The organism is Pseudomonas sp. 3296, assembly GCF_031456615.1.
GTDB lineage: Bacteria > Pseudomonadota > Gammaproteobacteria > Pseudomonadales > Pseudomonadaceae > Aquipseudomonas > Aquipseudomonas mucoides.
The window spans coordinates 156141-168909 of the sequence record NZ_JAVDUY010000001.1 but is presented as its reverse complement, the minus strand read 5'-3'; the positions used below and the strand labels follow the sequence as shown (position 1 = coordinate 168909).

Here is a 12769-nt window from a genome sequence, read left to right as displayed (position 1 = left end):
TTTAAGGCGTCACGATATTGAACTGCGGACTAAAGCTGTCCAGGCTACCCAGCAGCTCCCCAAGCTTCTTCCCGTTCCCCTGCAACTTGATCAACCCTTTCTGTATCGCCGTCGGGAAGTCCAGTTGCTTGAGGCTGATCTGTTCCAGCGTCGCCTTGCTCAAACTCACACTCGCATCCGCCGCCGGGTTTAGCCCGTTACGGTGGGTCAGCACGCCATTGCGCAACGTCAGGTTGAAGTCCTTGTTCTGGTCCTCAAACGTCCAGTTCAACGTCAGGTCATGACCCACGGCTTTTTCGCTGTCGAGACGAATCGACAGGTAGTCGAAGAACATGTCCGGGGTCATTGCCCGCACCATGTCCACCGATACCGAACTGCCGGCATGCTGCGGCACGCCGTTGCGTAATTCCATCGCCCCGGTCAGGTACATGTTGCGCCAGGTCGCGTTCTCGCTTTGATAACCCAATTGCTCCAGTGCATCGGCCTGAGCGCTACGGCCCGGCGCGTTGTCCGGTTCGGCGAACATCAGCTGATTGCCCAATTGCGCAGCCCAGCGATAGTCACCCTTGGCCATCGCCGCGCGTATTTTCTCGACCACCGCCGCGCCGCCACCCATCGCCTCGACCGTTCGCTTGGCGGTTTCCACCGGTGGCAGCGGATTGAGGTTGGCCGGGTTGCCGTCGTAGAAACCCATGTAACGCTGATACACCGCTCGCGAGTTGTGGCTCAGCGATCCGTAGTAACCCCGGGTGTACCACTTCTGGTCGAGATCGCCGGGCAGCTTTTGCATGTTCTCGGCGATTTCCATCGGCGTCAGGCCCTGATTCAACAGGTGCAAGGTGCGGTCGTTGAGGAAGGCGTACATGTCACGCTGATCGGCGAGAAACGTGCGAATCCGTTCACCGCCCCAGGTCGGCCAGTTGTGCTGGGCGAACAACACGTCACTCTTGTCGCCGTAACGCGCCAGGCTGCTGTCCAGGTATTGCGCCCAGGCCTTGGCGTCACGCACTTGCGCGCCACGCGGGGTGAGGATGTTGTGCATCATCTGCGTGGCGTTTTCCGCCATGCACAGGGCGCGCAATTGCGGCAGGTAGAGGTTCATTTCTGACGGCGCTTCGGTGCCCGGCGTCAGCTGGAACTCCACCTCGATGCCGGCGATGGTGCGGGTTTCCAGTTCCTTGCTGATCAGGTCAGTGGGTTCGATCAGCGTGATGGTGCCGCCGGTGGGCAAGCTCTTGCCCATGCCGGAATCGACCTGGCCTTTCTCGCCACGGGGCAACAGGCTGCCGAACTGGTACTGCGCGCGGCGGCTCATGGCGTTGCCGGCGTAGACGTTCTCGCTCATCACGTGCTCCATGAAGCCGGACGGCGCGAACACCTTGACCTTGCCGGCCTTGACGTCGGCCTCGTCGATCACCCCGCGCACGCCGCCGAAATGGTCGACGTGGGTGTGGCTGTAAATTACCGCCACCACCGGTTTCTGCGGACGGTTCTGGTAGTAAAGCGCCAGCGCCGCCTTGGCGGTTTCGGCCATGGTCAGCGGGTCGATGATGATCAGGCCATCGTCACCTTCGATGATGGTCATGTTGGCTACGTCGAGGCCGCGCACCTGATAAATCTTCGGACTGACCTCGAACAGGCCTGCGTGGGCGCTGAGTTGGGCAAGGCGCCACAAGCTCGGGTTGACCGAGGCCGGGGACTGATCCTTGGCGAGAAAGTCGTACGCCGCAATATCCCAGATGACCTTGCCGGAGGCGTCTTTGACCCGGCCTTTGAACGGCGCGATCAAGCCTTTGCTGACCGACTCGAAATCGGTGCGGTCACTGAAGGGCAAGTGTTGCAGCACGGCGGCATTGTTAGTAGTGGTGATCGCACTGGCATTGGCAGGCTCATCGACGGCGTAAACCGGTTGCGTCAGGCACACGGTGATCAGGCAAGCGAGCAAGCCACGAGGGCTCAAGGTGAAACGAGGCATGGCGTCTCCGTTTTTTATCGTTATGGTTAGACCAGCCTCCGAGGGTAGGGCCCCGGCCAGGGCGGGCGACAATCGTCAGCGGACAAAAACCATGCAGGGCCGCTATCCTTGCCTCACGTTTCTTCATGGAATTACCCATGCTTCAGGTCCAAGGCGTCTTCAAAAGCTACGCCACCCCGCAAGGCCCGCTGCCGGTGCTGCAAGGCGTCGACCTGACCCTGAAACCCGGCAGCAGCCTGGCGCTGATGGGCGAGTCGGGCAGCGGTAAAAGCACGTTGCTGCACCTGATCGCCGGGCTCGACAAGGTCGACCGGGGCAGCATACGCAGCGGTGAGCAGCGGCTGGAACAGATGAACGAAGGGCAACTGGCCCACTGGCGGCGCACCGAAATCGGCCTGGTGTTCCAGCAGTTCAACCTGATCGGAAGCCTGCGGGTCGAGGACAACCTGGCGTTTCAGGCGCGGTTGGCAGGGCGCCATGACCCGCGCTGGCAGGCGCATCTGGTGCAACGCTTGGGGCTGAGCGATTTGTTGCGGCGGTATCCGGAGCAACTGTCCGGCGGCCAACAGCAGCGCGTCGCACTGGGCCGCGCATTGGCCTCGCAGCCGAAATTGCTGCTGGCCGACGAACCCACCGGCAGCCTCGATGAGGCCACCAGCGACGAAGTGTTGAAGTTACTCCTGGAATTGCTCGACGACACGTCCACCACGTTATTGATGGTCACCCACAGCCCACGGGTGGCGGCGCGGCTGGCGGAAAAAGTGGTGTTGCACGGTGGTCGCCTGGCTGGCACGGACGAGCGCTGAGGTGCGGGTTTTTCGCGAGACATTGTGGGCGCTGCTCAGCCATTGGCGGCAGCACCCGGTGCAATTTTTCAGCGTGCTGACGGGGTTGTGGCTCGCCACCAGTTTGCTCACGGGCGTGCAGGCTTTGAACAGTCAGGCGCGAGAAAGCTATGCGCGGGCCAGTCAGTTGATCGGCGGCGAACCGCAAGCCAGTCTCAGTGCGCCGGGAGGCGGGACGTTTTCTCAGGCGTTGTTTGTCGACTTGCGCCGTGCCGGTTGGCCGGTGTCGCCAGTGCTGCAAGGACGGGTGACGCTCAAGGGCCATGAAGAGCAGCGCTTGCAGTTGATGGGCATTGAACCGGTGTCGCTGCCGGCCGGCTCATCGGTGGCGGGGCAGGCGCTGCCGATTGAGCAGGTTGTCGAGTTTTTCAGTGCGCCGGGCAGTACCTGGATCTCGCCGCAGACCCTGAAAACCTTGGGGTTGCAGGAAGGTGAGCGTCCGCTGAGTTCGAGCGGTGAGCCGCTGCCACCGCTGCACGCTCAAACGGACATGGCCCCCGGCGTGTTGCTGGTGGACATTGGCTTTGCCCAGCAGATTCTCGGTCTGCCGGATCAACTGTCGCGCTTGCTGTTGCCGAAAGATTACAGCGCTGCGCTGCCCGACGCGTTCAAGGATCAACTCCAGCTCAAGACCAGCGGCGAGGAGAACAATCTCGCGCGCCTGACCGAGAGCTTTCACCTGAACCTCGACGCCTTGGGCTTTCTGTCCTTCGTGGTCGGCCTGTTCATCGTCCACGCGGCCATCGGCCTGGCGCTGGAACAACGCCGAGGCCTGCTCAGAACCCTGCGCGCCTGTGGCGTCAGCGCGCGCATGCTCATCATCTGTCTGGCGGTTGAACTTGGCGGTTTGGCGCTAGTGGGTGGCCTCGCCGGTGTGGTCAGCGGCTACCTGTTGGCCAGTGTGCTGTTGCCGGATGTCGCCGCCAGCCTGCGCGGTTTGTACGGCGCTGAAGTGGCGGGGCAGTTGAGCCTCAGCCCGTGGTGGTGGCTCAGCGGTGTCGGCCTGAGTTTGCTCGGTGCCTTGCTGGCCGGTGCCAACAGCCTGCTGCGGGCGGCGCGTTTGCCGTTGCTGGCGCTGGCCGATCCCCAAGCCTGGCATCAGGCGCACGCACACTGGTTGCGGCGCCAGGGTTGGATGGCGACGACGGCTGCGGTGATTGCGCTTAGCGCTTTGATCTGGGGCGCCAGCCTGGCCAGCGGATTTGTGCTGATGGCGGCGCTGTTGCTCGGTGCCGCACTGGCGCTGCCGGTATTGCTCAATGCCGTGCTCAACCTGGTGATGCAGCGCAGTCATTCGGTGCTCGGCCAATGGTTTATCGCCGATTGCCGTCAGCAACTACCGGCCCTGAGCCTGGCGTTGATGGCTCTGCTATTGGCATTGGCGGCCAACATCGGCGCCGGCAGCATGACCGCCGGTTTCCGCGAGACATTCAGCAACTGGCTCGAACAACGCCTGACCGCCGAGCTCTACGTCAATCCGCAAACCCCGGCGCAGTCCCGCGAGCTGAACACCTGGCTCAAACAACAACCGCAACTCTCGGCGGTACTGCCCAGCTGGCAGGTGTCGATCCAGTTGCAGGGCTGGCCGGCGGACATTTTTGGCGTGATCGATCACCCGACCTATCGTCAGCATTGGCCGCTGCTGGAAGCCTTGGGCGACAACCCGTGGGATCGACTGGCCAAGGACGACGCGCTGATGCTCAGCGAGCAACTGGCCCGACGCCTGAAGGTGCGCCTCGGTGATCACCTGACGATTCCCACACCGGGCGGCCCGTGGTCGCCGCGTATCGTCGGGATCTACGCCGATTACGGCAATCCCAAGGGCCACTTGCTGGTCAACGTCAACCACCTGCTGCACGGCTGGCCACAGCAGGCGCCCAACCGTTTTAATCTGCGCATTGAGCCGGCATTGATCCCGGCGTTTGTCAGCGCGTTGCAGGCGCGTTTCGCGCTCGACGACAACCGCATTGTCGATCAGGCGCGCCTCAAGGGCTGGTCGACGCAAGTGTTCGAACGCACGTTCGCTGCCACGGCTGCGCTCAACAGCCTGACCCTGTGTGTGGCGGGCGTGGCGTTGTTCATCAGCCTGCTGACCCAAAGCCAAAGCCGCCTCGGGCAGTTGGCGCCGCTGTGGGCGCTGGGTGTGACGCGCCGGCAATTGATGCTGCTCAACCTCGGGCAAACCTGGCTGCTGGCGGTGTTGACGCTGGTGCTGGCGTTGCCGCTGGGGATCGCGCTGGCGTGGTGCCTCGATGCTGTGATCAACGTCCAGGCGTTTGGCTGGCGCCTGCCGTTGCGCGTGTTTCCGGTCCAACTGCTGCAGTTGATGGGGCTGGCGTTGTTCGCGACGTTGCTGGCGTCGGCGTGGCCGTTGTATTCGCTGTACCGCACGCAACCGGCGGACCTGCTGAGGACGTTTGCTCATGAGAATTAAACTCGGCTTGCTGCTGCTGATGTTATTGAGTGGCTGCGACAACCCCGCGCCTGTCGAGAAAGGCTTCGCCGGTCTCGGGGGCGAGGCGGTAGCATTTACCCCGGTAGTGCCCGGTCGGGTGTTCAGCTTCCCGGCGGATCACGGGCCCCATGACGGTTTTCGCATCGAGTGGTGGTACGTCACCGCCAACCTCAAGGACGCGCAGGGCCGCGAATTCGGCGTGCAATGGACGCTGTTTCGCAGCGCCCTGAAAGCCGCGCCCGAAGTGGCGGGCTGGGCCAACCAGACGATCTGGCTGGGGCACGCGGCCGTGACCTCGGCGACGGTGCATCACGCGGCCGAACGCTACGCCCGTGGCGGCGTCGGTCAGGCGGGCGTGAGCGTGGCGCCGTTGAATGCCTGGATCGATGACTGGCGTTTCAGCAGTCAGGGTTCTGATCCTTTAGCGGATGTTCAACTCAGTGCGCGGGACAAGGATTTCGGTTACCAACTTCGGCTGATGTCCACACGCCCGCCGGTGCTTCAGGGCGACAAAGGTTTCAGCCAGAAATCCGAACAGGGCCAGGCGTCGTACTACTACAGCCAGCCGTTTTTTCAGGCCAGTGGCTCGCTGGACATCGAGGGTAAAATCTATCAAGTCACTGGCCCGGCCTGGCTCGACCGCGAGTGGAGCAGCCAGCCGCTGACCGCCAACCAGACCGGTTGGGACTGGTTCTCTCTGCACCTCGACAGCGGTGAACAAGTAATGCTTTACCGCATGCGCAACAAGAACGGCGAGCCTTACCTCACCGGCACCTGGATTGACGCCGACGGGCAGACTCAACCGCTGCACGCCGACGACATCCGCCTCACACCGCAAGACACCGCCAAGATAGCTGGCCGTCAGATGCCCGTACGCTGGTCGATCAAAATCCCCGGCAAGCACCTCGACATCACCCTCAATGCCCTCAACCCCAACGCATGGATGGATTTACGCATTCCGTATTGGGAAGGGCCGGTGCTACTGAGCGGCAGCCATGGCGGGCAGGGCTATCTGGAAATGACCGGTTATTGAGGCGGAACTCTCGGCTGATCGACGTCCTCCTACGTTAACAAGCCCGTTCACTGGAGCCCACCATGAGCGACGACCTCAAACCGCCAGACCTTGCTTCATGGCAACGCCTGTTCGACGACAAAGCCTACTGGCAACAATCCCCCGACGCCCATTACGCCGAACTGCTGCGGGTGGCCGACGACTTGCTGGGGCAGGGCGCCATCGACCTCCAGCAGTGGCAAGACTTGAAGGCCAAAGCCGGACAATCGCACAAAGACTCGCCGGCCGTGAACGTCGCCCGGGAAGTCGATGATCCTGAAGCCTGAGGCGGCCCCGAAGAACGAGAAAGTGATGCCTTGCGCGACACTTGGCTGACTTGGCGCAAGGAAAGTGGAAAAAGCACCGACCACAACGAGCCCACGGGGCAAGAAACTGCAAAAACTCTTTGAAGACCGTCTATGCTCATCTGCACACATCGCGCTGACACCTGAGCCAGAGCGGTCTGCTGCCCTTTATTACCAAGGAATGTATCGCCTATGAAACTCCATGCACTGACCAAAGCCATCACCCTCGCTACCTTGCTGTCCGCTGTCAGCCTCGGCGCCATGGCTGCCGATATTCCGCTGGCTGGCGTCGTGTTAGAGGATCAGACCACCGCCACTGTCGTCTCGGTCGACGCCGCAAACCATCAAGTCGTGCTCAAAGGGCCGGAAGGTAAAGAAGTTTCTGTACAACTGACCGACAAAGCGAAAAACCTTGGCAACTTGAAAGCCGGCGATCAAGTCGATATCAATGTCACCCACGCTGAAGCGGCCTACCTCGATACCGACGTCTCGAAGGCCTTGCCAGGTTCCGCCGAACGCACGGGCGACGTTCGCGCAGCGCCAGGTTCCGCCAAACCGGCTGGTGAAGCTTACCGCCAGGTTGAAGTTCAGCTGAAAATCACCCACATCGACCTGAAGAAAAACCAGGTGACCTTCGAAGGTCCGAAGGGTAAATCCAAAACGGTTGATGTCGTAAGACCGGAAGTTCAAGCCAAACTCAAAGACCTGAAAGTCGGTCAAACCGTTGTCCTCATCTACACAGACATCCTGCAAGTGCATACTCACGCCCCTAAAAGCTGAGTATTGACTCTATAAAATGATTGTTCTTGTATAAGTTTTTTGTACAAGAACAATCAGTTTTAATGTTCTAGGTGGTGAGTTTTGGTGGCGGTTTAAATAGTATTGCAACCGACATTTTGTTAAACATTGTGTTTGAAAATTTCATGTTCGCTAAGCGGACATATTCGAAAACTTCTATTAAAATGCCCCCGTTCGCCCAGTGTCACGGCTCTTTACCAGTGCATGGAATGCCGAGGCCATAGCACTGGGCGGACACCTTCCTTTGAAGTGTTGGCAATGAATATATATAAAAAACGGGCGATCGTATGATCGCCCGTTTTTTTATGTGGCTTGTTTTTGTAAACGTCGGCCGATGACGTCCAGCAGATCGCAGCCGTCGTGTAATCGAATTGCAATGACCCGGGCGAAGTCCTGAAGTAGCGCGTTGTCGCCCTTGAGCGAATCACCCAAGGATAGAGTTTCCACCAGTTGAGTCACGCTGCGGATTCGGTATGCCGCCGTGTCGTGCAACACATCGAGGGGCGCTTCCGTATCGCAGGCGAGGGATCAGGCAGTCGATGCCAGTGATGGGCATGTATCGAGCCATGGTTGGGCCTCCTTCTCTCAAGATTCGGTGCTTTGTGGGGCTTTGGAGGCGTCGTCAGGAGGGTCTAGATTGTCCAGCGCACGGTTTACCAACAATTCACCTACTACTACGGCCAGTTGCTGGATTGATAGCGCCAGGCTGCGGTGTGAACCTTCGAGTTTGCAGGCCAGGTCGGTGGTGAGGACGTTGAGGGAGGCGAGGGTTTCGCAGGCGTGGCTGAGCAGGGCTTCGGTATCGATGTTGGGGAGGATGGTGAAGACGTGGCTGATGGGGTTGGCGGTGTTTGGGTCGACGCCAGGTTGCCGTAGGCGTCGTAATCATAGTGGCGGTCGCCCTGCATGAGCAGGCGGTTGCCTTTGACGTTGGCCAGGTTTGCGGTTGGCTGGTTGCCCTGGCCCAGGAGGTTGCCCGCCGGGTCGTGGGCAAAGCTTTCCGGGGGGGGGCCGCGGACGTTGATCAGTCGGTCGAGCGGGTCGTAGTGGTAGCTGCGATTGCCTTTGCGGCTGTCGTCGATGCCCGCAAGGTTGCCATTGGCATCGGGGTCAGGCGCGAGCCGTTGAGGTCGATGCTGCTCAGGCGACCGCCGGATTGGTGGCGGTAGTCGAGTTTGCTGCCGTCGGGGAGGCGGCAGTGGCTCAGTTGGCCGAGTTTGTCGTACTCGTAACGCGTGGTGCCCCAACCCTGGTGTTCGGTGATCAGGCGGTCTTGCAGGTCGTATTCGTAGGCGAGAGGCCAGTGGCCGTCGTCGACGTTTACCAGGCGACACAATGCATCGTAGCTGTAGTGAATTTCTTCGCCATCGGCCAGGGTTTTTACCAGCAAGCGCCCAGCGGCGTCGCGCTGGCACTCGGTAATCAGTTCGCTGCCGTCGTCGCCAAATTCGGTTTTCTTCAGCAGTTGGCCGTTGAGGTCGTACTCGTAGGCGGTGCGGCGACCGTCGAAGCCGGTTTCCTGCTGGATCAGGCCGTTAGGGTAGGAACCGAGGTGGTAGTGCTCGCCACGTTCGTTTTCGATCTCGCTGAGTAGCAGGCGCGAGTTGTCGTAGTGGTAACGCAGTTGGCTGCCGTCCGGGTTGATGCTGCGGCTGACCAGATGCAGGTTATCCGCATACTCGTAACGGGTGACGCGGCCCAGTTCATCGCGTTCGGCGGTGACTTTGCCGTAAGCGTTAGAGGTGAACGCACGGGTTGCACCACCGGGCAGGGTGATTTGCGCGAGGCGGTTCGCTGCGTCCCATTGATAGTGGAGGCCTCCTTGGAGGACGTCGGTCAGCAGCCACAGTTCGTTCCACTTGATTTTCGTGTGTTGGGTCAGGGCTCGGAAGTAGCCACTGACCAGCAACGGCTGATCGCTTTACCTTCGACCAGTTGGAAGTCACTGCGGTGACGATCCAGGTTGCGCTTCGCTAAATATTTGCCGCGCTCGCGGTTGATGAAACGTCCTGGTAATTACCGACATTTTGAAAGGCTTTGTGTGGGACTTTGTTGTAAGGGCGGGGATGTTAATGTTCGGCCTTTGTCGCATTTTATAAGGATATTTCCAGTGCTACGTCAGCTCGTACTTGCCCTGCCAGCCATGATGTTTTTAGTCGGTTGCGAGGCGGAATCCGGTCCTTTGCCAAATAGCAAGAGTCTTGCGCCAGAGAAAGTATCCGCCATCGCTGCCACCATTGCGAAGACGTACCCTGATCTATCCAGCGAACTGCGCGGCAAGGTACTCAACACCGTCGTGCAGTCCATCGACAATATGGTGTTTGTCGAGGGTGGTCAGTTTGATATGGGAGACTTCGGTTGGATTTGTGAGTACGACGAAAAGGATGTGTGTACTTGGCCTTGTGGGCAAGATCCTGAGCAGATGTGCAATATCAGCCCAGATGGTAACGACGACTTTGTTCATCCGGTAAAACTAAGTGGCTATTATCTATCGAAGTTTCAAACTAACTTAGGTGATTTTGACCTGTTTTTTACCGCGCAGGGTAAGCCGGTGTTTGATATAAAATTCCGAGACAGAGCGGATCTGCAAAATATGTATGCGCCGAATTTACCGGCTCCTACAAAAAGCTGGCAGGAGGCCAAGGATTACTGTCAATGGGTTGGCCAATTGAGCGGTTATCCAATAGACTTGCCCACAGAAGCACAATGGGAGTATGCCGCCCGCAACCGTGGCGAGCATGTGCTGTTTCCTACAGATACCGGTAGTCTAGACTATGGGAAAAACTTTCCAGTAGAAGGCGGAGGCGAGACGTTTGCTGTTAACAGATTCACCCCAAATCCTTTAGGTATATACAATTTGTCAGGTAATGCTACTGACTGGGTTAATGACTGGTACGGTAAAGATTATTATCAAAACTCACCTCTAGAGAATCCGCAAGGACCTGCGACGGGAACAGAGAAAGTAAAGCGTGGCTCGAATTATCCAGAGGCCCCTTTATTTGCTGCTCCTATCGTACGGCGTTGGCCAGATAAACCTATCCAAAAAGCGTACTATCCAGGCACTGGTTTTCGCTGCGCTATTCAGTCAGGTAAACCGCTATAGCTAGATAAATAATAAGGGCGCCAGTGGCGCCATTATTTAAATTGTAGAGTCAAGCCAAGCCGTCAAACAGATTACTGCGTCGTGCGGCGACTAATACATCTTCTTTGCGCCATGATGGACCCGGCGTCCACGCCAGCATGCCACCTGAACGCGATGAAGTATTGTCGTTGACCGCTAAGCTTCCGATAAACTTATTGAATTCGCGTTGTTCTTGTCCATCTAGTAGGGCATTGATACGACTCAGGCTATCCATGGCTAGGACTTTTTCACCACCCTTCGAGCAGTGTTCTAATACTTCGAAGAAGTGCCGCCAGCTGTGCAAATGAGACAGCAATAATACGACTGCCTTTTGCTGGTCTTCAGCCCAGCTTTCAACAAAGCTTTCGGTTAGTAGATATACCATCGGTCCAATGGTTTCTGGTGGCAGCATCTTGAGCGGGATTTTTTTGTCATTCACGTTAATGGCTTGGTTTCTGAGCAGATACCTCGCCAAATTTTGTGCTTCCTGTTTAGTAGCCTCACGTTGTTTCCACCAAAGGCCCATGCTACGGGATCCATCCTCAAATGCCTTGCCCGCTGCTTGCCCTGGATTAGTTGCAATTTGGAATAGACCCCTGGCCATGTAATTGAAAGCATCCTGAGTCACCGCAAGCTGGTAGTGAAAATCCGCTTTCGACAATGCACTGCAAAACACATATGCCAGGTTACCGACCTGCTCTAAATCGACCGCCGTTCCAAAACCACCACCGGCCCCTGGACCAAATACCAGGCTGGCCTCGCAGTTAATTTCCAAGCGATCACTTCGAATGATAATGCTGAAATCAAAACCTGCTCCAACGCCAAGCGCCACATTGCCTTCAGCCTTGACCTCAACCAGACTCGCCCAGTCTGTACTGCCACTATCATTCGCCTGGCCCGCGACAATTTTGCCGCCCCCTTGCTTGGCTGGATCAAGCCACTTCAACGTTCCGGTCACTGTGCCGCCACCTTGTACACCGGCGAAGGCGTTGCCCTTCAAACCTACGCTGCCTCCGCGCTTTTTATCCACCGCAATGCTCGGCGTGCTGAGCAACGCTGTAGCCCCCGACGCCTCAACTTCTTTGGGTTTATATTGCGCTTTGACGCCAGCCTGGCCTTGGGCTGTCGCCCCGGCGAAGCACGACAATTCGACCTTGCCGTCAAGGCGGAAAATGCCGATGTCACTCACCACTTCTTTGCCCTCGGCATTGCGGTAAGGCATCCGTACCACGTAACCGCCTTGATCGGGGAAGAAACTCTTGAGCGCAACAGAGCCTTCCGCCAGCGAGATCGCTGCACTGCCTTTCACGCCCACTTCGATGTTGCCTTTGCCGGGCTCCCAGCTGTTGATGCCGGCGCTGGCGGTGGCGGCGAAACGGAAGGCGTGGGCTTCGGCGGAGACGGCGTATTTCGCCGAGTCTGCCTGATTGGAGGTCCAGGAGCATTCTTTATGCAGGGCATTAAGCAGGTTGTCGTCTTTGCTCGTCCAGCTCGTAAACTTGGCTTCCAGACTACCAAGGGGGCTGGTTTTTCGGCTTTCATTGACGGCGGACTTGATGTCCTTGAACAGCTCTTTAGCCAGGTTTTTATCGAGTGGCTTGCCCTGCATTACCTTCGTGCTGACCTTCACTTTCCAGTCAAGTTGTTCCCGGTAACTCATCGGTATGTAGTGCCGGCGGCTTGGGTCGCTGAACGAGATGACTTCGATAACGGTAATGCTAGTTTTTACTTGTCGACCTTTTTGGCTTTCGGTGGCTTTTCCCTTGCCATGCTTGATGTCCGGCGCAGCGCTGTTGGCGCTGGTGGAACTGTCGCCGGCTTCGGCCTTTCCTTGCGCTGCGATCTTGGTTCGCAGTGATTCAATCTCGGCGTTCAATTCGAGTACTTTTTTGGCTTGCAGCTGTTTCCAGTTGCTCTCCAGGTAGTTGCCCCCAAGCGAAACTTTTGGCGTATAACGCTGATACCAATCACGTGCCTGCTGCACTGTTGCCAACTGACCTTGCAAGTCTTCTTTGCGCGTAGGCGACCGGCTGACGCCAGTCATCGGAACCCGAAGTACCGGATACTTCGTGGGTCCAGGTGATTTTGCGGTAGGTGAATTGCACTTCTTCCAGGTGCGTGAAGTGCGAGTTCGACGGGTCCTGGCAGTTGTGCATTTTGTTGTTGATGGCGACGATGATGGCGTCTTCCAGTTTTGTAAAAGCTCAGACTTGATCTAA

At 58.2% G+C, this 12769-nt stretch carries 8 protein-coding genes and 5 pseudogenes; 6 read left to right on the top strand and 7 right to left on the bottom strand.

The window, feature by feature from the left end:
* Position 1 precedes the first annotated feature (1 nt).
* Positions 2-1975: an alkyl sulfatase dimerization domain-containing protein gene (locus J2X66_RS00870; protein ID WP_310259666.1), complete on the bottom strand. Its 1974-nt coding sequence runs from the start codon at positions 1973-1975 to the stop codon at positions 2-4.
* A 137-nt stretch (positions 1976-2112) separates the two neighbouring features.
* On the opposite strand from J2X66_RS00870, the gene J2X66_RS00865 reads away from it, so the two are divergent.
* The 5 genes from J2X66_RS00865 (at position 2113) to J2X66_RS00845 (ending at position 7411) form a co-directional block, all read left to right on the top strand.
* On the top strand, positions 2113-2781 hold the full coding sequence (locus J2X66_RS00865; RefSeq protein WP_310259663.1) for an ABC transporter ATP-binding protein: 669 nt from the start codon (positions 2113-2115) through the stop codon (positions 2779-2781).
* Position 2782: 1 nt separating this feature from the next.
* Entirely contained in the window at positions 2783-5254 is a 2472-nt protein-coding gene (locus J2X66_RS00860; RefSeq protein WP_310259661.1) for an FtsX-like permease family protein, read from the top strand.
* Positions 5244-6308, top strand: a complete 1065-nt coding sequence (locus J2X66_RS00855; protein WP_310259659.1) for a lipocalin-like domain-containing protein — start codon at positions 5244-5246, stop codon at positions 6306-6308. Before J2X66_RS00860 ends, J2X66_RS00855 begins: the two co-directional genes overlap by 11 nt.
* Positions 6309-6370: 62 nt before the next feature.
* The gene (locus J2X66_RS00850) at positions 6371-6613 is read left to right on the top strand and encodes a hypothetical protein (protein ID WP_310259656.1); all 243 of its coding nucleotides are present in this window, start codon (positions 6371-6373) and stop codon (positions 6611-6613) included.
* A 210-nt stretch (positions 6614-6823) separates the two neighbouring features.
* On the top strand, positions 6824-7411 hold the full coding sequence (locus J2X66_RS00845) for a hypothetical protein (protein ID WP_310259652.1): 588 nt from the start codon (positions 6824-6826) through the stop codon (positions 7409-7411).
* 321 nt (positions 7412-7732) lie between these two features.
* Here the strand turns inward: J2X66_RS00845 and J2X66_RS00840 are convergent.
* The 4 pseudogenes from J2X66_RS00840 to J2X66_RS30160 form a co-directional block, all read right to left on the bottom strand.
* Positions 7733-7997, bottom strand: a pseudogene (locus J2X66_RS00840) (hypothetical protein).
* Positions 7998-8014: 17 nt separating this feature from the next.
* Positions 8015-8287, bottom strand: a pseudogene (locus J2X66_RS00835) (DUF6124 family protein); the annotation flags it as partial.
* 5 nt (positions 8288-8292) lie between these two features.
* Positions 8293-9242: pseudogene (locus J2X66_RS00830) on the bottom strand (type IV secretion protein Rhs); the annotation flags it as partial.
* 3 nt (positions 9243-9245) lie between these two features.
* Positions 9246-9442 (bottom strand): annotated as a pseudogene (locus J2X66_RS30160) (hypothetical protein); the annotation flags it as partial.
* Positions 9443-9539: 97 nt separating this feature from the next.
* Here J2X66_RS30160 and J2X66_RS00825 point away from each other — a divergent pair.
* The gene (locus J2X66_RS00825) at positions 9540-10532 is read left to right on the top strand and encodes an SUMF1/EgtB/PvdO family nonheme iron enzyme (RefSeq protein WP_310259649.1); all 993 of its coding nucleotides are present in this window, start codon (positions 9540-9542) and stop codon (positions 10530-10532) included.
* Positions 10533-10581: 49 nt separating this feature from the next.
* On the opposite strand, the gene J2X66_RS00820 is transcribed toward J2X66_RS00825, so the two are convergent.
* Positions 10582-12594 (bottom strand): LysM domain-containing protein, encoded by a 2013-nt coding sequence (locus J2X66_RS00820; RefSeq protein WP_310259647.1) that lies wholly within the window; start codon positions 12592-12594, stop codon positions 10582-10584.
* Positions 12518-12748, bottom strand: a pseudogene (locus J2X66_RS00815) (type VI secretion system tube protein Hcp); the annotation flags it as partial. The pseudogene J2X66_RS00815 and the gene J2X66_RS00820, both read right to left, overlap by 77 nt.
* Positions 12749-12769 lie beyond the last annotated feature (21 nt).

Excerpts from the sequence above, each read along its gene's own strand:
- J2X66_RS00870 (WP_310259666.1), bottom strand. The coding sequence starts at position 1,975 with ATGCCTCGTTTCACCTTGAGCCCTCGTGGCTTGCTCGCTTGCCTGATC.
- J2X66_RS00865 (WP_310259663.1), top strand. The coding sequence starts at position 2,113 with ATGCTTCAGGTCCAAGGCGTCTTCAAAAGCTACGCCACCCCGCAAGGC.
- J2X66_RS00855 (WP_310259659.1), top strand. The coding sequence starts at position 5,244 with ATGAGAATTAAACTCGGCTTGCTGCTGCTGATGTTATTGAGTGGCTGC.
- J2X66_RS00850 (WP_310259656.1), top strand. The coding sequence starts at position 6,371 with ATGAGCGACGACCTCAAACCGCCAGACCTTGCTTCATGGCAACGCCTG.
- J2X66_RS00845 (WP_310259652.1), top strand. The coding sequence starts at position 6,824 with ATGAAACTCCATGCACTGACCAAAGCCATCACCCTCGCTACCTTGCTG.
- J2X66_RS00820 (WP_310259647.1), bottom strand. The coding sequence starts at position 12,594 with ATGACTGGCGTCAGCCGGTCGCCTACGCGCAAAGAAGACTTGCAAGGT.